Source organism: Lentzea sp. NPDC059081, from assembly GCF_042738015.1.
GTDB lineage: Bacteria > Actinomycetota > Actinomycetes > Mycobacteriales > Pseudonocardiaceae > Lentzea.
In genome coordinates this window covers 156,001-175,125 of record NZ_JBHYGW010000004.1, presented here as the reverse complement: position 1 = coordinate 175,125, position 19,125 = coordinate 156,001, and the positions used below count along the sequence as shown (strand labels likewise).

General features: G+C 70.4%; 21 protein-coding genes. 5 read left to right on the top strand and 16 right to left on the bottom strand.

Translation table 11 applies throughout. The features are described 5' to 3' along the window. Window positions 1-115: 115 nt before the first annotated feature. A complete protein-coding gene (dctA, locus tag ACFWV3_RS11350) occupies window positions 116-1,465 on the bottom strand; it encodes a C4-dicarboxylate transporter DctA (RefSeq protein WP_382410802.1) in 1,350 nt (449 codons plus the stop codon). A gap of 111 nt (window positions 1,466-1,576) precedes the next feature. On the opposite strand from dctA, the gene ACFWV3_RS11345 reads away from it, so the two are divergent. Then, the gene (locus ACFWV3_RS11345) at window positions 1,577-2,476 is read left to right on the top strand and encodes a TAXI family TRAP transporter solute-binding subunit (protein WP_382410800.1); all 900 of its coding nucleotides are present in this window, start codon (window positions 1,577-1,579) and stop codon (window positions 2,474-2,476) included. Here ACFWV3_RS11345 and ACFWV3_RS11340 read toward each other — a convergent pair. From ACFWV3_RS11340 to lgt, 3 genes are read right to left on the bottom strand one after another with little or no spacing between them, the layout of a single operon-like run. Beyond that, a complete protein-coding gene (locus ACFWV3_RS11340) occupies window positions 2,445-3,818 on the bottom strand; it encodes an ATP-binding protein (protein WP_382410798.1) in 1,374 nt (457 codons plus the stop codon). The genes ACFWV3_RS11345 and ACFWV3_RS11340 overlap by 32 nt on opposite strands. Window positions 3,819-3,867: 49 nt before the next feature. Further along, window positions 3,868-4,530 (bottom strand): response regulator transcription factor, encoded by a 663-nt coding sequence (locus ACFWV3_RS11335; RefSeq protein ID WP_382410796.1) that lies wholly within the window; start codon window positions 4,528-4,530, stop codon window positions 3,868-3,870. Window positions 4,531-4,533: 3 nt separating this feature from the next. Beyond that, on the bottom strand, window positions 4,534-5,550 hold the full coding sequence (gene lgt / locus ACFWV3_RS11330) for a prolipoprotein diacylglyceryl transferase (protein WP_382411329.1): 1,017 nt from the start codon (window positions 5,548-5,550) through the stop codon (window positions 4,534-4,536). A 204-nt stretch (window positions 5,551-5,754) separates the two neighbouring features. Here lgt and ACFWV3_RS11325 point away from each other — a divergent pair, with 204 nt between their 5' ends. Further along, window positions 5,755-6,903, top strand: coding sequence for an FAD-dependent monooxygenase (locus ACFWV3_RS11325; RefSeq protein ID WP_382410794.1), 1,149 nt, complete (start codon window positions 5,755-5,757; stop codon window positions 6,901-6,903). On the opposite strand, the gene ACFWV3_RS11320 is transcribed toward ACFWV3_RS11325, so the two are convergent. The 6 genes from ACFWV3_RS11320 to ACFWV3_RS11295 form a co-directional block, all read right to left on the bottom strand. Continuing rightward, window positions 6,900-7,460 (bottom strand): Uma2 family endonuclease, encoded by a 561-nt coding sequence (locus ACFWV3_RS11320; RefSeq protein WP_382410792.1) that lies wholly within the window; start codon window positions 7,458-7,460, stop codon window positions 6,900-6,902. The two genes, ACFWV3_RS11325 and ACFWV3_RS11320, sit on opposite strands and share 4 nt — an antisense overlap. Before the next feature lie 246 nt (window positions 7,461-7,706). Then, window positions 7,707-8,495: a tryptophan synthase subunit alpha gene (gene trpA / locus ACFWV3_RS11315; RefSeq protein ID WP_382410790.1), complete on the bottom strand. Its 789-nt coding sequence runs from the start codon at window positions 8,493-8,495 to the stop codon at window positions 7,707-7,709. Further along, complete coding sequence (trpB, locus tag ACFWV3_RS11310) at window positions 8,495-9,715, bottom strand: tryptophan synthase subunit beta (RefSeq protein WP_382410788.1); 1,221 nt, start codon at window positions 9,713-9,715, stop codon at window positions 8,495-8,497. The genes trpA and trpB overlap by 1 nt, the downstream gene beginning before the upstream one ends. A gap of 35 nt (window positions 9,716-9,750) precedes the next feature. Then, the gene (gene trpC, locus ACFWV3_RS11305) at window positions 9,751-10,560 is read right to left on the bottom strand and encodes an indole-3-glycerol phosphate synthase TrpC (protein ID WP_089950526.1); all 810 of its coding nucleotides are present in this window, start codon (window positions 10,558-10,560) and stop codon (window positions 9,751-9,753) included. A 132-nt stretch (window positions 10,561-10,692) separates the two neighbouring features. After that, window positions 10,693-11,094 carry a Trp biosynthesis-associated membrane protein gene (locus ACFWV3_RS11300; RefSeq protein WP_382410786.1) on the bottom strand — a complete coding sequence of 134 codons (402 nt, stop codon included), beginning with the start codon at window positions 11,092-11,094 and terminating at the stop codon, window positions 10,693-10,695. Further along, entirely contained in the window at window positions 11,084-12,622 is a 1,539-nt protein-coding gene (locus tag ACFWV3_RS11295; protein ID WP_382410784.1) for an anthranilate synthase component I, read from the bottom strand. Before ACFWV3_RS11295 ends, ACFWV3_RS11300 begins: the two co-directional genes overlap by 11 nt. Window positions 12,623-12,668: 46 nt before the next feature. Between ACFWV3_RS11295 and ACFWV3_RS11290 the strand changes: the two genes are divergently transcribed. Then, a complete protein-coding gene (locus tag ACFWV3_RS11290) occupies window positions 12,669-13,271 on the top strand; it encodes a TetR/AcrR family transcriptional regulator (protein WP_382410782.1) in 603 nt (200 codons plus the stop codon). Here ACFWV3_RS11290 and hisI read toward each other — a convergent pair. The 3 genes from hisI to hisF are packed head-to-tail and all read right to left on the bottom strand — an operon-like array spanning window position 13,268 to window position 14,729. Then, a complete protein-coding gene (gene hisI, locus ACFWV3_RS11285; RefSeq protein ID WP_382410780.1) occupies window positions 13,268-13,618 on the bottom strand; it encodes a phosphoribosyl-AMP cyclohydrolase in 351 nt (116 codons plus the stop codon). The two genes, ACFWV3_RS11290 and hisI, sit on opposite strands and share 4 nt — an antisense overlap. Continuing rightward, the gene (locus tag ACFWV3_RS11280) at window positions 13,615-13,974 is read right to left on the bottom strand and encodes a hypothetical protein (protein ID WP_382410778.1); all 360 of its coding nucleotides are present in this window, start codon (window positions 13,972-13,974) and stop codon (window positions 13,615-13,617) included. Before ACFWV3_RS11280 ends, hisI begins: the two co-directional genes overlap by 4 nt. Next, a complete protein-coding gene (hisF, locus tag ACFWV3_RS11275; RefSeq protein ID WP_382410776.1) occupies window positions 13,971-14,729 on the bottom strand; it encodes an imidazole glycerol phosphate synthase subunit HisF in 759 nt (252 codons plus the stop codon). The genes ACFWV3_RS11280 and hisF overlap by 4 nt, the downstream gene beginning before the upstream one ends. Before the next feature lie 45 nt (window positions 14,730-14,774). Between hisF and ACFWV3_RS11270 the strand changes: the two genes are divergently transcribed. Further along, complete coding sequence (locus ACFWV3_RS11270; protein WP_382410774.1) at window positions 14,775-15,155, top strand: PPOX class F420-dependent oxidoreductase; 381 nt, start codon at window positions 14,775-14,777, stop codon at window positions 15,153-15,155. Between the two features lie 500 nt (window positions 15,156-15,655). After that, window positions 15,656-16,357: a Clp protease N-terminal domain-containing protein gene (locus tag ACFWV3_RS11265; RefSeq protein WP_382410772.1), complete on the top strand. Its 702-nt coding sequence runs from the start codon at window positions 15,656-15,658 to the stop codon at window positions 16,355-16,357. Here the strand turns inward: ACFWV3_RS11265 and priA are convergent. Genes priA through hisH form a run of 3 tightly spaced genes read right to left on the bottom strand, consistent with a single transcriptional unit; the run spans window position 16,323 to window position 19,119 of the window. After that, window positions 16,323-17,054, bottom strand: coding sequence for a bifunctional 1-(5-phosphoribosyl)-5-((5-phosphoribosylamino)methylideneamino)imidazole-4-carboxamide isomerase/phosphoribosylanthranilate isomerase PriA (gene priA / locus ACFWV3_RS11260; protein ID WP_382410770.1), 732 nt, complete (start codon window positions 17,052-17,054; stop codon window positions 16,323-16,325). The two genes, ACFWV3_RS11265 and priA, sit on opposite strands and share 35 nt — an antisense overlap. Next, window positions 17,051-18,487 (bottom strand): hypothetical protein, encoded by a 1,437-nt coding sequence (locus ACFWV3_RS11255; protein WP_382410768.1) that lies wholly within the window; start codon window positions 18,485-18,487, stop codon window positions 17,051-17,053. Before ACFWV3_RS11255 ends, priA begins: the two co-directional genes overlap by 4 nt. Beyond that, window positions 18,484-19,119: an imidazole glycerol phosphate synthase subunit HisH gene (hisH, locus tag ACFWV3_RS11250; RefSeq protein ID WP_382410766.1), complete on the bottom strand. Its 636-nt coding sequence runs from the start codon at window positions 19,117-19,119 to the stop codon at window positions 18,484-18,486. Before hisH ends, ACFWV3_RS11255 begins: the two co-directional genes overlap by 4 nt. Between the last annotated feature and the right edge of the window lie 6 nt (window positions 19,120-19,125).

Genomic DNA, 19,125 nt, shown 5'->3' with positions numbered 1-19,125 from the left:
AAACCGAGGCCCCGGTTCACCCCGCGCCGCATGCGGGGAGAACGGGACCTCGGCATTCGTGAGGTCTGAGGTCACGTGGCCGGAGGCGGGAAGAGCGCCTCCGGCCACGGACGGTTCAGTGCGCGGCCGCCACCTTGTCGGACTCCGCGTGCTGCTTCTCGAGCAGGTCGTCGACGTCGACGAGGTCGGGGTTGTCCAGGACCTCGGTCAGCCGCTCCTTGTCGAGGCTCTTCTGCCAGGCGGCGACCACGAGCGAGCCGACACCGTTGCCGATCACGTTGGTGATGGCGCGGGCCTCGGACATGAAGCGGTCGATGCCGACGATGAGCGCGATGCCGACCGCGGGGATGGCCGAGTGGGCCTCGAAGGCCTGCAGCGAGGCGGCCAGGGTGACGAGGCCGGCGCCGGTGACGCCCGCCGCGCCCTTCGACGCGATCAGCATGAACAGCAGCAGGCCGATCTGCACGCCGATCGACACGTCGTGCCCGGTGGCCTGGGCGATGAAGATCGCGCCCATGGTCAGGTAGATGCACGTGCCGTCGAGGTTGAACGAGTAGCCGGTCGGGATGGTGAGGCCGACGACCGACTTCTGCGCGCCCGCCGCCTCCAGCTTGACCATCATGCGCGGCAGCACCGACTCGGACGACGAGGTGCCGAGCACGATCAGGATCTCGTCCTTGATGTAGCGCAGGAACTTCAGCAGGCTGAAGCCCGCGATCCGGGCCACGACGCCGAGCACCACGATCACGAACAGCAGGCACGTGACGTAGAACGAGCCCATCAGCCAGAGCAGCTTGCTGAGGATGCCGCCGCCGAACTTGCCGACCGTGTAGGCGATGCCGCCGAACGCGCCGATCGGGGCCGCGTACATGACGATCTTGATGATGCCGAACATGACCTTGGACAGGGTCTCCATCGCGGAGACGACCTTGGCGCCGCGCTCGCCCATGCCCGCCACGGCGACCGCGACCAGGATCGCGACCACGAGCACCTGGATCAGCTGGCCGTCCGTGAACGCGCTGACGAACGACTTCGGCACCAGGCTCAGGATGAAGCCGGTGACACCGGTCTCCGCGGTGGACGCCGACTTGAGCGTGTCCTTGGCCGCGGCCTCGTTCAGCGCGATGTCGCCGCCGTGGTGACCGGGCGCGACGACGTTCACGACGATGAGGCCGATGGCGAGCGCCACCGTGGTCATCGCGGTGAAGTAGAGGATGGTGCGCAGCGCGAGCCCGCCTGCCTTGGCGAGGTTCCCGAGGCCCGCGATGCCGACGATGATCGTCGCGAAGATGGTCGGCGCGATGACGACCTTGACGAGGTTCACGAACAGGTCGGCGAGCCACTTCATCTCGGACGCCTGTTTGGGGAACAGGAAGCCGACGGCGGCGCCCAGCACGATGGAGACAAGCACCCAGAAGTAGAGGTGCTTGTAGATCGGTTTGCGGCCTGTGGTGGTGGTCGCCACGGTTCCTCCTTGAACTTCGCGTTGGGTGAGAGGGTGAGCCGCGCCACCCCGCGCGACAAGCCGACGTGAGGAAACTTCAGACAGGCCTGACGTAACAGCTAGGCTTCGCCGGTGTCGCTCAGCCGTCGCACGCTTCTGCTAGGGGCCGGTCTGGCTCTCGCGGGGTGCACCTCGCGCAGGGTCGACGCGCCCGCTGAGCTGGTGCTCGCGACCGGTCCGGAGGGCGCGGTCTTCCGCGAGGTCGGCGGCGCGCTGGCCGCTGCGGTGGCCGAGCAGCTGCCCGGCACGAAGGTCACCGCGATCCCGACCGCGGCGTCGGTGGAGAACCTCGCGCTGCTGCGCTCCGGCGACGCCCAGCTCGCCCTGTCCTCTTTGGACCCGATCGACGACCCGCGGAACTTCCGCGCGGTCGGCCGCCTCTACGACAGCTTCATGCAGATCGCCGTGCCGATCGCGTCGCCCATCCACACCTTCTCGGACCTGGCGGGCAAACGGATCTCGTTGGGCCCCACGGGTTCCGGCACCGAGTTCACCGCGAAGAGGATGCTGCGGACGTTCGGCGTGTCCGCTGTGGACGAACGCATGGCGCACTCGGAGGCCTCCCGCCGCGTCGCCGACGGGTCGCTCGACGCGATGCTGGCGCTGACGGGCATCCCGACGCCCGCGATCACCGACCTGCGCGGCAAGATCCGGATGATCGACATCACGCCGGAGGCCGTGGAGCTCGCGGACACCTACAAGGGCCCGTACATCCCGGCGACCATCCCCAGCACCACCTACGAGGGCGTGGCGGCGAACCACACGTTCGCGGTGCCGAACCTGCTGCTCGCTCGCGAGTCGCTGAGCGCGGACGTGGTCGAGGTCGTGACGCGCACGGTGTTCACCGAGACGGCGCGGATCGTCGAGGGGCACCCGGAGGCGTCGCGGATCAACGTCCGCACCGGCATCGCGACCGGCCTGGTGCCGCTGCACGACGGCGCTATGCGCTGGTTCCGTTCCGTGAAGCGCTGAGGGCGACCCGGACGTCGAGGCCCGGCCCCGCGTCGTGCAGGGTGAGCGTGCCGCCCGCCGACTCGATGAGCTCCGCGCAGATGGCGAGCCCCATGCCGGTGCCCGCGATGTTCTGGTGCTTGGTGGCGCGCCAGAACCGCTGCAGCGCGAGCTCGCGTTCCTCGCCGGTCAGCCCGTCGCCGTTGTCGACGACGTGCAGCTCACCGGCCTTGCCGGTGACGCGGACCTCGGTGGCGTTGGACAGCCGGACGGCGTTGCTGACCAGCTCGTCCAGCACGCTGCCGAGCCCGCCGGGCGGTTCCTGCATGGTGAGCCCGGCCGGCAGGTCGATGGTGAGGGCGACGTCGGCCTGGCTCGCGAGCGCCTGCCACGCCGGCCGGTGGGTGGCGAGGAGCTGGTCGATCTCGACGGGTTCGGCCTGCCGGGCGCTCTCGAGCCGGGTGGCCGCGAGCAGCGTGTCGAGCACGCGCCCCATCTCCTCGGCCTCCTCGACGGCGATCTGGTGCGCCTCCTTGGCGTGCTCGCCCTCGACGTGCGGCTCGAGGTTGTCGACGGCGAGGCGCAGGCTGGCCAGCGGGTTGCGCAGCTGGTGCGACGCGTCCGCGACGAACGCCCGCTGCCTGTTCAGCGCCCTGCCGACGACGTCGACCATGGTGTTGAAGCTGCGGGCGAGCCGGCGGAGCTCCGGCGGGCCGCCCACCTCGTCCGCCCGCACGTCGAGGTTGCCCTGCGCGACGGCGGCGGTGGCCTCGTCGAGCTTGCTGACCGGCCGGAGCACCCACCGCGACATCGGCCAGGCGGCGGCGACCACGGCGAGCATCGGCGCGAGCCCGGCCAGCGCCATCAGCCCCCACTGCCGCAGCACCTCGGTCCGCAGGCCGCGCGTCTGGGAGATCGTGACGACCGCGGCCACCACCTCGCTGTCGCGCCCGACCGGTTCGACGACGACCATCGGCCCGGTGCGCCACGGCCAGCCCGTGTAGTCGGGCTCCGGCCGGATGCCGCCGTTCAGCGCGGTGTCGAGCGCCTTGGTGACCTCGGGATCGTCGGTGGGGTCGAACCCGGACCGCGAGGCCAGCAGGATCCGCTTGTCCGCACTGACCAGGGCGACCGGCACGGCGTAGAGGGCGTCGTAGCGCTGGATCTCCTGGCTCAGCGCCTCCAGCCGGTCCGACTGCAGCGCGCTCTCGGCGAGCGAGGCGAACCTGCTCGCGTCACCGAGGCGGTCGAGGTAGGTGGTCTGCGTCTCGCGCTGCACGACCGCGGACGCCAAGGGGATGCCGAGCGCCGCGACCAGGGCGACGAGCAGCGGAACGGTGATGGCGAGCAGTCGGCGGAGCATCGGTTCAGATTGTTCCGCACGCGGGGCGCGGATGTCTCTCGGAGCCTCGTCACGTGGCCAGCCGGTAGCCGACGCCCCGCACGGTCTCGATCCTGACGTGCCCGCCGAGCTTCCCGCGCAACGCCGCGATGTGCGTGTCGAGCGTCCGCGAGGGCGCCTCCCAGTGCGCCTGCCACACCTGGTCGACGATGAAGTCGCGGCTCACCACCTCGCCCCTGCGGGTGGCGAGCAGGGCGAGCAGGTCGAACTCCTTGCGGGTCAGCGACAGCGGCTCCCCCGCGAGCGTGACGACGCGCGTCGAGGTGAGGATGTGCAACGGCCCGACCTCGACGGGCGCCTCGCTCTCGGGCCCTGCGCGGTGCGCTCTGGTCCTCCTGAGCACGGCCTCGATGCGGGCGAGGAGCTCGGACGTGCCGAACGGCTTCACCACGTAGTCGTCGGCACCCGCCCGCAGGCCGAGGACGCGTTCCCGTTCCTCACCGCGCGCGGTCACCGTGATGACGGCGGTACCTGGACGGTGCCGCAGCTCGCGCAACACGTCCAGGCCGTCGCCGTCGGGCAGGCCGAGGTCGAGCAGCACCACGTCGGCGGGCGCGGCACGCAGCGCGTCGGCGGCCGTGGCCACCCGATGCACCTCGTAGCCGGCGTGCCGCAACGCGGTCAGCAGGCCCCTGGCCACCCGGTCGTCATCCTCGACGACGAGCACGCGCACAGATCACTCCGGTGTGACGGACTCCGGGGAGCCCTTCTTGTCCTTCACGTCAGCGGTGTCCGCGGTGTCTCCGGCGTCCTCGGTCTTCGCGGCGACGACGGTCTCCTCGGCCACCGGTTCCCCAGCAGGCTCCGCGCCGGCCGGTTCGTCCGGGGTCCTGGTCCGCACCGCCGCGATGTCCTCGCGGTCACCCCGCGACCGCGCGAGGACGAAGTAGGCGACCGCGCCGAGGAACACCAGCGCGGACACGAACACGTTCACGCGCGTGCCGAGGATCAGCGTCGCCTCGTCGGTGCGCATCAGCTCGATCCAGAACCGCCCGGCCGTGTAGCCCGCGACGTAGAGCGCGAACACCCGTCCGTGGCCGAGCCGGAACCTCCGGTCCGCCCACACGATCAGCAGGGCGACGCCGAGGTTCCAGAGCAGCTCGTAGAGGAACGTCGGGTGCACGACCTGGATCGGCGTGTGGTCGACGGCGACACCGGCCAGCGCGTCCTCGCGCCCGTCCGGCGTGACGCGGCGGTAGATCTCCAGACCCCACGGCAGCGTCGTGTCGCCGCCGTAGAGCTCCTGGTTGAAGTAGTTGCCCAGACGCCCTATGGCCTGCGCGACGACGATGCCGGGCGCCAGCGCGTCCGCCATCGCGGGCAGCGGGATGCCCTTGCGCCGGCAGCCGATCCACGCGCCCACCGCACCGAGCGCGATGGCGCCCCAGATGCCGAGGCCGCCGTTCCAGATCTCCAGCGCCGCGAGCGGGTTCTTGCCCGGCCCGAAGTACTTCTGGTTGTCGGTGATGACGTGGTAGAGCCGCCCGCCGACCAGGCCGAACGGCACCGCCCACACGGCGATGTCGGTCACCTCGCCCTTGATGCCGCCGCGTTCGACCCACCGGCGCTCACCCCACCAGATGGCGACGATGATGCCGGCGATGATGCACAGCGCGTAGGCCCTGATGGGGAGCGGACCGAGGTGCCACACACCTTGGTCTGGGCTCGGGATCGTGGCCAGGACGGCGTTCAACCCGTTCAACACGACGCCCACCGTACCGGTGCCCCTGTGAGCGCCTCGTGGGGACGCGCGATCGTTACCGGCCCGAACCCCACCGGTGCCCGCAGGGCCACCCGCAAAAGTTGATCCGGACGACCTCGCTTTCCCCTGGTCGTCGGTGATCGCTTTCCCGACATACTCGGACCCGGTCTCTGGCGGACGCGCGAAAGGTCGGACATGACGGTCCTGGTGGTCGGCGGCGGCATCGGCGGACTGGCGGCGGCGCTCGGGCTCGCCCGCGCCGGGCAGCGGGTGACGGTGCTGGAGGCGGCTGCGGAGTTCGCGGAGATCGGTGCCGGCATCCAGGTGGGACCCAACGGGTTCCGCATGCTCGACTCCCTGGGGGTCGGAGGTGTGGTCCGGTCGCGCGCGGTGCACGTGGACGAGTGGCGGTTGCGGTGCGGGGTGTCCGGCGAGCTGATCGCCGGGCTGCCGATCGACGCGGGGTTCCACGAGCGGTTCGGCACCTTCGCGGTGGTGCACCGCAACGACCTGCTGGCGCCGTTGCTCGACGCCTGCCGCGAGCACGAGCTGGTCGAGCTCCGCGCGGACAGCGGCGTGCAGGCCTACACGCAGGACGCCGGCGGGGTCACCGTGGCGTTGCGGTCGGGCGATCTCGTGCACGGCGAGGCGCTGGTCGGCGCGGACGGGTTGCGTTCGGCGGTGCGGCGGCAGCTCGTCGGCGACGGCGAGCCGCCCGTGTCCGGGCACACGGCGTTCCGCGCGGTCATCCCCGCCAAGAACGTGCCCCGGTCGCTGAAGGAGAACGTCGTCACCCTCTGGGCGGGGCCGCGCTACCACGTCGTCTGGTACGTGATCGCCGGTGGGCGGTTCGTCAACCTCGTCGCCACGACGGACAACGGCGCCACCGAACCCGTGGCCGGCAAGCCCGTCGAGCACGCCGAGGTGGTGCGGCACTTCACGCCGTTGTGCGACGACGCGACACGGATCATGAACCTCGCCCGGGAATGGCGGGCGTGGGTGCTCTGCGACCGCGAGCCCATCGTGACCTGGCAGGACTCCCGCGTCGCGCTCCTCGGCGACGCCGCCCATCCCGTACTGCAGTACGCCGCGCAGGGCGCCTGTCAGGCGTTGGAGGACGCCGTCTGCCTCGCCTCGGTGTTCGACCCCCGCGACGTGGCCGGCTCGTTCGCGCACTACACGTCGCTGCGCTCGCCCCGCACAGCACGCGTGCACCACGCGTCACGGTTCATGGGCCGGGAGGTCTTCCACCCCGCCGGGGACGCGGCACGGGCCCGTGACGCGATGTTCGCGTCGTGGACCGTCGCCGACCTCCACGCCCAGCTGGACTGGCTCTACCGCTAGAACTTGATGGTGACGGGGAACGGCCGCTCGACCTTCAGCACGCCGTCCTCGCTCGTCGCGATCTCGACGTACTCCTCGCCCTGGAGCTCCAGCAGCGTGGCCTCGACCACGCGTCCGCCCGGGTCGACCATCAGGTAGTAGGGCACGCCCGCCCCGGCGTACAGGCCGCGTTTCAGGCCCTCGTCGTTCAGCCGGGTGCTGGGTGAGAACACCTCACCGACGAGCACCACGTCGGACACGGGGAACATGACGCCTGCTTCTCTGGGACGCACGACGGTGAAGTCGGGAATCACCAGACGTCCGCTCGACAACAGGACGTTCAGCTCGATCGTCGCTTCGAGGTCGACCGGACAGGCTCCGACCAGGGCACCGTACGCACGCCCCACCAGCTGCTGGTGGCGGTACGACCCGAGCGGGCTCACGAGGAGCATCCCGTCGACGAGCTCGATGCGCTGGCTGTTGTCCTCGGGCAACGACATGACGTCGTCGAGCGACCACGGGCCCACGTGCCGCGGCAACAGGTAGCCGGCTGGCGCCGCTTCTGCTGGAGCTGCCACAGGGCATCACCTCCGAAAACCGCCCGGCGAGTACCAGTGTGGCACGCCGGGCGAAGGGCTGGCTTGTGCATACGGCCACCATCGCAGGTCAGACCGACGGCAAAAGGGGATCCGAGCGCCCAGCACCAGAGATTCACTCGATCAGGTGTTCGAATCCATGTCATGCTGATGGAGGAGCCTCACCACCATGGAAGGAGCACGAGAAAGCCGCCCGACCCGAAGGCCGAGCGGCTCACGACTACGACGTCAGACGGTCGCGGCCGCCGAGCGCACGCCCTTGGCGAGGTCCGCGGCAAGGGCGCGCACGGCACCGTCGCCCTCGGCCACGGCGGACACGAAGGCCGAGCCGACGATCACCCCGTCCGCGAACCCGGCGATCTCCGCGGCCTGCGCGCCGGAGCGCACGCCGAGGCCGACACCGATCGGCAGCGAGGTGTGCTCGCGCACCCGTGCGACGAGCTCGGGAGCGGCGGAGGACACCACGTCACGGGCACCCGTCACGCCCATGACGGCGGTGGCGTACAGGAAGCCGGAGGACGCGCGCGCGGTCATCGCGATGCGTTCCTCGGTCGACGACGGCGCCACCAGGAAGGTCCGGTCGAGGCTGTGCGCCTCGGACGCGGCCATCCAGTCGGCGGCCTCGTCCGGCACGAGGTCCGGCGTGATCAGCCCGAGGCCACCCGCGGCGGCGAGGTCGCGGGCGAACGCGTCCACGCCGTACTTCAGCACGGGGTTCCAGTACGTCATCACGACCGCACGCCCACCGGCGTCGGCCACGGAGGCCACCACGTCGAACAGGTCGCGCACCCGGAAACCGGCGGACAGCGCCTGCTCGGCGGCGGTCTGGATCGTCGGGCCGTCCATCACGGGGTCGGAGAACGGCAGGCCGACCTCGACCAGATCGCAGCCCGCCTCGACCATCGAACGGAGGTGGTCCTTGGACCCGTTCACCGTCGGGAAGCCCGCCGGCAGGTAGCCGATCAGCGCGGCCCGCGACTCGGCGCGCGCGGTGGAGAACACCTCGGACAACGACATCAGGCCTGTCCCCCGTCAGCGAGGCCGAAGTACTTCACGGCCGTGTCCATGTCCTTGTCGCCGCGGCCGGAGAGGTTCACGACCAGCAGGCCGTCCTGGCCGAGCGACGGGCCGAGCTTGAGCGCGCCCGCGAGGGCGTGCGAGGACTCGATCGCCGGGATGATGCCCTCGGTGCGGGAGAGCAGCGCGAACGCCTCCATCGCCTCGGCGTCGGTGACCGGGAAGTACTCGGCGCGGCCGATGTCCTTGAGGTGCGAGTGCTCGGGACCGACGCCGGGGTAGTCGAGACCGGCGGAGATCGAGTGCGCCTCGGTGATCTGGCCGTCCTCGTCCTGCATGACGTACGACATCGCGCCGTGCAAGGAGCCGGGCGTGCCCGCGGTCAGCGTCGCGCCGTGGCTGCCGCTGTCCAGGCCGGACCCGCCGGGTTCGACGCCGACGAGGCGGACCTCGGGGTCGTCGATGAAGCCGTGGAAGATGCCGATCGCGTTCGAGCCGCCGCCGACGCAGGCGACGACGGCGTCGGGGAGGCGGCCCGCCTTCTCGAGGATCTGCTCGCGCGCCTCGATGCCGATGACGCGGTGGAAGTCGCGGACCAGCAGCGGGAACGGGTGCGGGCCCGCCGCCGTGCCGAGCAGGTAGTGCGTCTCGTCGACGTTGGTGACCCAGTCGCGCAACGCCTCGTTGATGGCGTCCTTGAGGGTGCGCGAGCCGGACTTCACGGGGATGACCTCGGCGCCGAGCAAACGCATGCGCGCGACGTTGAGCGCCTGCCGCTCGGTGTCGACCTCGCCCATGTAGACGACGCAGTCGAGGCCCAGCAGCGCGCAGGCGGTGGCGGTGGCGACGCCGTGCTGGCCGGCGCCGGTCTCGGCGATCACGCGCTTCTTGCCCATGCGCTTGGTCAGCAGCGCCTGGCCCAGCACGTTGTTGATCTTGTGCGAGCCGGTGTGGTTCAGGTCCTCGCGCTTGAGGAACACGCGCGTGCCGGCGTGCTCGGCGAACTTCGGGGCCTCGGTCAGCAGCGACGGGCGGCCCGCGAAGTCCTTCAGCAGCCGCTGGAACTCGTTCACGAACTCCGGGTCGAGACGGGCCTTGTCGTACTCCGCGGCCAGCTCGTCCACCGCCGCGATCAGGGCCTCTGGAACGAATCGGCCACCCCACGGGCCGAAGTGGCCCCGTGCGTCGGGATCGTGCGGCGTGGGCGTGAACTGGCCCATCGGGTAACTCCTCCAGCGCCGTTATCGGCAGCGCTTCATCGACTGGGCCGCGGGCACGCGGGGTGCGAACCGGCGGTCACGAGCTTGTTCACGGCGGCCTTGGGGTCGCCGCTGGTCACGAGGCTCTCGCCGACGAGCACCGCGTCGGCGCCCGCACCGGCGTAAGCCATCAGGTCGCCGGGTCCGGTCACGCCCGACTCGGCGATCTTGATCGTCTCGAAGGGTAGCCCCGGCGCGATGCGGCCGAACACGTCCTTGTCGACCTCCAGCGTGTGGAGGTTGCGCGCGTTCACCCCGATGACTGAGGAACCCGCCTCCAGCGCGCGGTCGGCCTCCTCGGCCGTGTGCACCTCGACCAGCGCCGTCATGCCGAGCGACTCGACGCGGTCGAGCAGCGACACGAGCGCGTTCTGCTCCAGCGCGGCCACGATCAGCAGCACCAGGTCGGCGCCGTGCATGCGCGCCTCGTGCACCTGGTACGGCGACACGATGAAGTCCTTGCGCAGCAGGGGGATCTTCACCGCTCTCCGGACCGCGTCGAAGTCCGCCAGCGACCCGCCGAAGCGGCGCTGTTCGGTCAGCACGCTGATCACCGACGCGCCCCCCGCCTCGTAGGAGGCCGCGAGCTCCGCCGGCTCGGGGATCTCCGCCAGCGCGCCCTTGGAGGGGCTGCGGCGCTTGACCTCGGCGATGACACCCACGTTGGGCCCGCGCAGCACCGACATCACATCGAGCGGAGGGGCGGCCTTGGCCGCGCGCTCCTTGACGACGTCGAAGGACAACTGAGCCTCACGAGCGGCGAGATCCTCACGCACACCTTCGAGGATCGACTCGAGAACCGTCACAGTCTTGCTCCCCTTCCCGCTACGGGGATGCTAACCCCGCCGGAGTAACGCCTCAGCCACCGGGGGTTGGCTGTCCACGCAGCTGACCGAGGCCGTGCCCGTGTCACATGCGCGAACGCGGATGGATGATCTTCACTCGTTCGAGGAAGGACCGGCGGCCTTTCCGTCCTCGGTGGGATCGTCTCCCCGCTCCAGCGCGCGCCACATGTCCGCGTCCGGGTCGCTCGCGCGAGCCTTCTGCCCGCCCATCCCGATCTTCGGCATGCGGCCTCCCAGGACGGCCATGAGCGCGCCGGAGCCCGCCACGAGCACGCCGCCGGCGATCGCGAGCCAGTGACCGGAGAACGCGGCCACGACCCCCACGACGACCAGCAGCGCGCCGAGGACCCGGCGGACGACCCCGCTCAGCGCGACGACCGCCGCGACGGCCGCGAGGCTCAGCAGCGCCACCGGCACCGAGCCCGCGCCCCAGAACGCCCCCGCCGAGCCCACCAGCAGGAGCGCGGCGATCCACAGTGGACGGCTACCGGTCAACAGCCGGGGCCATCGTCTGCGCGGTGGCGATCGCGGCCAGCACCGCGCCCGCCTTGTTCAGGCACTCGTTGTCCTCGGCCAGCGGGTCCGAGTCGGCCACGATGCCGCCGCCGGCCTGCACGTACGCCACCCCGTCGCGCACGAGCGCGGTGCGGATGGCGATGGCGGTGTCCGCGTCGCCGGCGAAGTCGAAGTAGCCGACGACGCCGCCGTAGAGGCCGCGGCGGGTGGGTTCGAGCTCCTCGATCAGCTCCATGGCGCGCGGCTTGGGCGCGCCCGACAGCGTGCCGGCGGGGAAGCACGCGGCGACGGCGTCGTAGGCCGTCTTGCCCTCGGCCAGCTCACCGGTCACGGTCGACACGATGTGCATGACGTGGCTGTACCGCTCGACCTTGAAGAAGTCGACGACGTGCACGGATCCCGGCTTGCAGACGCGGCCCAGGTCGTTGCGGCCGAGGTCGACGAGCATGAGGTGCTCGGCGCGTTCCTTGTGGTCGGCCAGCAGGTCCTTCTCGAGCAGCGCGTCCTCCTCCGGGTCCTCCGCGCGCCAGCGGGTGCCCGCGATGGGGTGCGTGGTCGCCTTGCCGTCGCGCACGGTGACCAGCGACTCCGGGCTGGACCCGACGATGTCGAACCCGTCGAGGCGCAGCAGGTACATGTACGGGCTGGGGTTCGTCGCGCGCAGGACCCGGTAGATGTCGAGGGCGTCGGCGTCGGTGTCGATCTCGAACCGCTGCGACACCACGACCTGGAACGCCTCGCCGGCCCGGATGGCCTCCTTGGCCTTCTCGACGGCGGCGAAGTGCTCTGCCTGCGACCGCCGGCGGCGGAACTGCGGCTTGGGCCGCGAGAACACGGCGGCCGTCGGCGGCGCCGGCGTGTGCAGCGCCGTGGTCATCTCGTCGAGTCGGCGCACCGCGTCGTCGTAGGCGGCGTCGACCCGCTCGGCCGAGTCGTCCCAGTTGATCGCGTTGGCGATGAGCGTGACGGTGCCCTCGTGGTGGTCGAGCGCGGCCAGGTCGGTCGCGAGCAGCATGACCATCTCGGGGAGCTTCAGGTCGTCCTCGGCGATGACGGGCAGCCGTTCCAGGCGCCTGACGGCGTCGTAGCCGATGTAGCCGACCATGCCGCCGGTGAGGGGCGGGAGACCCGGCAACGGGTCCGTGCGCAGCACCTCGACGGTCTCGCGCAGCACCTGCATCGGGTCACCGCCGTCGGGCAGGCCGACCGGGCGCGTGCCCGTCCAGAACGCCTCGCCACCGGTCGCGGTCAGCGCGGCGGACGACCGCACGCCGATGAACGACCACCGCGACCACGAGCGCCCGTTCTCCGCCGACTCGAAGAGGAAGGTCCCGGGCTGGTCGGCCCCGAGCTTGCGGTACAGGCCGACCGGGGTCTCCGCGTCCGCGAGCAGCTTGCGCACCACCGGGATGACCCGGCGGTTGACCGCGAGCTCGCGGAACTCCTCACGCGTGGGGCTCACGGCCCCCAGACCAGCGGCGGCTACAGCCCCGATGACGCTCACCATGCACCGATTGTTGCATAAATTCAACATTTGTTGAAATATGGGCCGTGTGGAGCAAGTGAACCAGAAACGCCGAGGCCGCCGTGCCGCGGGCGAGGACACGAGGTCCGCGCTCGTGGCCGCCGCGCGCGAGGTGTTCGTGGAGAAGGGCTACGACGGCGCGACCGTCCGCGCGATCGCGGCCAAGGCCGGCGTCGATGCGGCCATGGTCAACCACTGGTTCGGCGGCAAGGAGGGCCTGTTCGCCCAGGCCGTGCTGCAGCTCCCGTTCGACCCGACCGAGATCCTCAAGCGCCTGCTCGACGGCCCCGCCGAGGAGGCGGGCGAGCGCATCATCCGCACGTTCGTCACGGTCTGGGACGCCACCGGCGGCGGCACGTTCGCCGCGCTGATCCGCAGCGTCACGAGCCAGCCCGAGGTCGCGACGGCGCTGAAGTCGTTCTTCGTCAACGCGATCTTCAAGAACGTGCTGACGGAGTTCGGCGCCGAGAACCTCGAGCTGCGCGCCACCCTCTGCGCCACGCAGATGGTCGGGCTCGGCATCGTCCGCTACGTCGTCCGGTTCGAGCCGCTGGCGTCGGTCGACATCGACACGGTCGTCAAGGCGATCGGCCCGAACCTGCAGCGCTACCTCACCGGCGACCTGGACTAGGCCTCCGGGAGCAGCACCGTGGCGTCGAAGCACGTGCGGTCGCCCGTGTGGCAGGCGGCGCCGACCTGGTCGACGACGAGCAGCAACGTGTCGCCGTCGCAGTCCAGCCGCACCTCGTGCACGTGCTGGGTGTGCCCGGAGGTCTCGCCCTTCACCCACAGCTGCTGACGGCTGCGCGAGTAGTAGGTCGCGCGGCGGGTGGTGAGGGTGCGGTGCAGCGCCTCGTCGTCCATCCACGCCACCATGAGCACCTCACCGGTGCCGCGCTGCTGCGCGACCGCGCAGACCAGGCCGTCCGGCGTGCGCTTGAGCCTGTTCGCGACGGCGGGGTCGAGCGGGCTGCTCAACGGGGACCTCCCAGGTGTTCACGAGCGGGTCCGGTGTTGAGCAGGACCACTCCGTAGATGTGCACGGCGGACAGCACGCCCGACGCGACGCGAGCCCACGCCGGCCCGTCGGCCAGCACGATCACGAGGTGCAGCAGGGCGACCAGGATGAACACGATCATCGCCGGGTAGTGCGTGAACCGCAGCCGCAGCAGCAACGCCGCCGCGACCGGCAGCTCGACCACCGCGATGAACGACGGCAGCTTCAGCACGTCCGCGTCCCCCGTCGAGCGCCACAGCACCAGCCCGACCGCGAAGAACACCAGCGCCCCGCCGAACGCGACCGCCGAGGCCACCCGCACCTCGACGGGCTTCACCGCACCACGACACCCGCCTGGCGCAGGCCGTCCTTGACCTCGCCGATGCGCAGCTGCCCGAAGTGGAAGACGCTCGCGGCCAGCACGGCGTCCGCCCCCGCGGCGACCGCCGGCGCGAAGTGGTCGACCGCGCCCGCGCCACCGCTCGCGATGAGCGGCACGTCGACCTCGCGCCGGACGAGCTCGATCAGCTCGATGTCGAAGCCCGCCTTGGTGCCGTCGGCGTCCATGGAGTTCAGCAGGATCTCGCCGACGCCCAGCTCCTGCCCCTTGGCGGCCCACTCGACGGCGTCGATGCCGGTGCCGGTGCGACCGCCGTGCGTGGTGACCTCGAACCCCACGCCACCCGGCACGCGCCGCGCGTCGACCGACAGCACGATGCACTGCGCGCCATACCGCTCGGAGCACTCCTTGAGCAGCTCGGGACGCGCGATCGCGGCGGTGTTGAGACTGACCTTGTCCGCGCCGGCCCGCAGGAGCTTGTTGACGTCCTCGGGGCTGCGCACGCCGCCACCGACCGTAAGAGGGATGAACACCTGCTCAGCCGTGCGGCGCACCACGTCGTACGTCGTCTCGCGGTCGCCGCTGCTGGCCGTCACGTCGAGGAACGTCAGCTCGTCGGCACCCTCGGCGTCGTACGCCCTGGCCAGCTCGACCGGATCGCCCGCGTCGACGAGGTTCGTGAAGTTGACGCCCTTCACCACCCGGCCCCGGTCGACGTCGAGACAGGGGATGACACGGACCGCGACTGACATGCGGGAAAGCCTACAAGGGCCCTTTCCGGACTACGCTGCGGCGCCATGATCACCGAACTGGGCCGAGGCGACTACCTGCTGCTGACGACGTTCCGCAAGGACGGCACCCCGGTGCCCACCCCGGTCTGGGTCGCGCCGGGCCCGGCCGACGGCGTGATCTACGCCTGGAGCGCCAAGGACACCGGCAAGGTCAAGCGGATCCGGCGCAGCGGCGACGTCGAGATCGGCGCGTGCGACTTCCGCGGCAACCCGAAGGGCTCGTCGATCAAGGCTCGCGCTCGGTTGCTGGACGACACGGCCAGCGACGACGTGCGCTCCCGGATCGTCAAGAAGTACGGGTTCATGGGGTGGCTGACGATGACCGGCAGCAAGCTGCGTCGTGGCCGGACCGGGACGGTCGGCATCGAGATCACGTCCGCAGGTTGACCAGTCAACGTTGATCCGTCCGATCAACATTGACGACCCGCATCCACATTGACTCAACGTTGACGCCGCCGAATCAACATGAACAGCGGCAAATCAACGTGCACACGCCCCGGTCAACATGCACGCGCTCAATCAACGTGCACGCGCCCGGTCAATGTGGACAGACCCGCGCTCAACGTTGACGCGCCCACTCAACGTGCATGCCCACTCAACGTGTACGCGGCAGGCCAACCCGCCAGCATCAGGCGTCAACCCAGCCTCGACGCATCCACGGCCATCAACGCGACGACCTGTCGCCGACCTCCGCAACCATCCGTGCCGGTGACAACGTTGTCATCTGTACATGTTGACATGACCTGTCCACGTTACTTAGCTGCGTCAATGTTGATCTGCGCCAGTCAACGTTGAGTCAACATGGACCAAACGCGTCAACATTGACTCAACATGCACACGTCAACCCGAGGTTGACCGAGCCCAAAGCGTCAACCTAAAGTTGACGCATGATCCAGTTGACCGACCTCATCGTCACGGTCGCCCAGGAGGCCGACGACGCCCTCACGCGCCTGGCGAGGGCCGTCGAGATGAGCGGTCAGCTGAACGAACTCGGCGACCACCTCATCGGCCACTTCGTCGACGAGGCGCGGCGCGGCGGCGCGAGCTGGGCCGAGATCGGCGAGAGCCTCGGCGTCACCAAGCAGGCCGCGCAGAAGCGGTTCGTGCCCAGGGAGTCACCCGAGCTCAGCAAGCCGTCGATGGACCGCTACACCCAGCGGTCGCGCCGGGTCATCGCGCTGGCCCGCCACCACGCGCGGTTCAGCGAGCGCATCGGCACCGAGCACCTGCTGCTGGGGCTGCTCGACGAGTCCGGCGGGCTCGCGGCCAAGACCATCGCGAAACTGGAGTCGGGCGACGGCAGCACGCGCATCGCCGTGCTCAACCGCCTCGACACCGAGGCCAAGCAACGGCCCGAGAAGCAGCCCTACACCGCGCACTGCAAGAAGGCCCTCGAACTGACCGTGCGCGAGGCGCTGCGGATGGGCCACATGTTCATCGGCACCGAGCACATCCTGCTCGGCGTGCTGCTAGAGAAGGACGGAACCGCGGCCGACGTGCTGCACAACACCGGTGTCACGCACGCCGCCGCGGCCGCTCACATCGAGAAGGTCGTCAACGCACCGCAGCAAGCGCTTCCGGGAGCGTGAACGCACCCGCGTACAGGGCCTTGCCGATGATCGAGCCCTCGACGCCGTCGCGCGACAGCTTCGACAGCGCGACCAGGTCGTCCACAGTGGACACGCCACCGGAGGCGATCACCGGGGCGTCGGTGCGGGCGCAGACCTCGCTCAGCAGCTCCAGGTTCGGGCCGGTCAGCGTGCCGTCCTTCGACACGTCCGTCACCACGTAACGCGCGCACCCGTCGCGGTCGAGCCGGTCGAGGACCTCCCAGAGGTCGCCGCCGTCCGACGTCCAGCCGCGGCCCTTGACCCGGTGGCCCTGCTCGGTGATGCGGACGTCGAGGCCGACGGCGATCTTCTCGCCGTGGGCGGCGATCGCCTTGGCGCACCACTCCGGGTCTTCCAGCGCAGCGGTACCCAGGTTCACGCGGGCGCAGCCGGTGGCCAGCGCGGCCTCCAGCGACGCGTCGTCGCGAATGCCGCCGGACAGCTCCACCTTCACGTCCAGCTCGCCGACGACGCGCGCGACGAGCTCGCGGTTCGAGCCGCGCCCGAACGCCGCGTCGAGGTCGACGAGATGGATCCACTCCGCTCCGTCGCGCTGCCACTGCAGGGCCGCGTCGAGCGGCTCGCCGTAGTTCGTCTCGGTACCGGCTTCGCCCTGCACGAGGCGCACGGCACGACCGTCGGCCACGTCAACAGCGGGGAGGAGTGTGAACGTCACCTGGGAAGCCTAGCGTCCCCGAGCACGAGGGCGGCCACGCGCTCCTGGGCGTCGGTGGTGCGCGGGAACTCCGCCGGCACCGGCGTGCCCGGCCCCGTCGCGGCAGGTCCGACGCCCGTCCACGGCCCGAAGACCAGGATTCCGACGAACTTCGGGTGCTGCCGCGCCAGTGCCATGTGCAGGTACTGGGTGCTTTCGAGGTCCGCGTCGGTCGTGCCGGCGCATCCCGGCTGCGGCGCGGCTTCCGGCAGCAGGAACAACTCCCTGCCCGGCGCGCGTGCCTCCAGCTCGGTCATCCGCGCGGTCAACGCCTCGTAGCCGGCGCAGTACTCGCTGAAGCCCACCCAGTCGACGTCGGCGGGCACGTCACCGGCCTGCGCGCCGGATTCGACCAGCATGACCTTCTTGCCGGGGAACGTGTCCTTGATCTGCCGTGCGGACAGCTCGACGTCACCGTCCACCACGAACGCCTCCACCCGATCGAGGTACGGACGTACCTTCTCGGCGAGCACCGACCAGGGCTCGCCGTCCGTGAGCACGACGCATCCGGCAGGCGCGCAGTCCCGCAACACCTCGGGTGCGTCGCCGATCCGGACCGAGTTGAGGTTGCTGCGACCGCGCACCTCCGGCAGGTGGTTGCCCCCAGCGGCGCTCAGCCGCGCGCCGGAGTAGCCGAAGTAGCGCAGCCGGGAACCCGGCGGTTTGCGCAGGTCGTCGGAGTTGAGGCGCTCGATCCGCAGGTCGTCGACGAGACTCACCGTCTTGTCTCTTTCGGAGTGACGTCCGAGGTACACCCACAACCGCTCCGTCGGCACCGGCGGGGTCAGCGCGATCGTCGTGTGCTTCCCGTTGACCTCGATGCCGAGTTCCGCACCATCGAGCTGCAACGACACGTCGAACGAACCGTCGTCGTGAGCAGCGGCGAACACGAGCATCGTCGCGATCGGACTGCCCGACCGGGACACCTCGACATCACCGTTGGCACGCACCAGAAACCCGAGGTCAGCGTCCTGATTGGACACATGTCCCCTGCTGTTGGCCGAACGGCTGAGGACGATCGACGACCAGTCACCGGACGTGCGGTCACCCACGACCGGAGTCAGCCGCGCCGAGATCGACGACCCGGTGGACGGTGCGTCGAGCCGCACAGCCGTCGTGCCGTGGCGCAGTGACAGCGCGCCAAGATGCTGGTTGACCTGCGCGAACGACGAGGGCGGCACGTCACCGGTGTCCCGCCTGCCGGACACACGGCTGTACGTGACGGCGCCAGTCCCCTGGCGCTGCTTGAGGTTGTCGTTCAGTCCGTACGTCGGGGCGGCATCCAGAGCACCGTCGAAGGTGTCGTGGAACGGCGCCGGCGCGGCGTGTGCGCCCGAAGGCACGGCGACGGGAGCAGCCACCAGTGCGGCTACCGTCAGCAGTCGTGTGATCACGACAAGTGAGTCAACCAGTTCTTCAACAGGTGTGCTCCGGCGTCCCCGGACTTCTCCGGGTGGAACTGGGTCGCCCACAGCGGCCCGTTCTCCACGGCCGCCACGAACTCGTCACCCGCGTGGTCTGCCCACGTCACGAGCGGCGGCTTGATGTGGTCGGCCGCTTCCAGCTCCCACTTGCGCACGCCGTAGGAGTGCACGAAGTAGAACCGGGTGTCCTTGTCGAGGCCCTCGAACAGCTTCGAGTCCTCCGGCGCGCGGACGGTGTTCCAGCCCATGTGCGGCACGATCGGCGCGTCGAGACGCTCGACGGTGCCGGGCCACTCGCCACAGCCCTCCGTCAGCACGCCGTGCTCGATGCCGCGCTCGAACAGGATCTGCATGCCCACGCAGATGCCGAGCACCGGACGGCCGCCGGCGAGGCGCTCGCCGATGATCCGGGCGCCCCGCACGGAGTTCAGGCCCTCCATGCACGCCGCGTACGCGCCGACGCCGGGCACGACCAGACCATCGGCCTCGCGAGCCGCCTTGGGGTCCGACGTCACCTCGACATGGGCGCCGACCCGCTGGAGCGCGCGCTCGGCCGAGCGCAGGTTGCCGGAGCCATAGTCAAGTACGACGACACGTGCCACGACCAC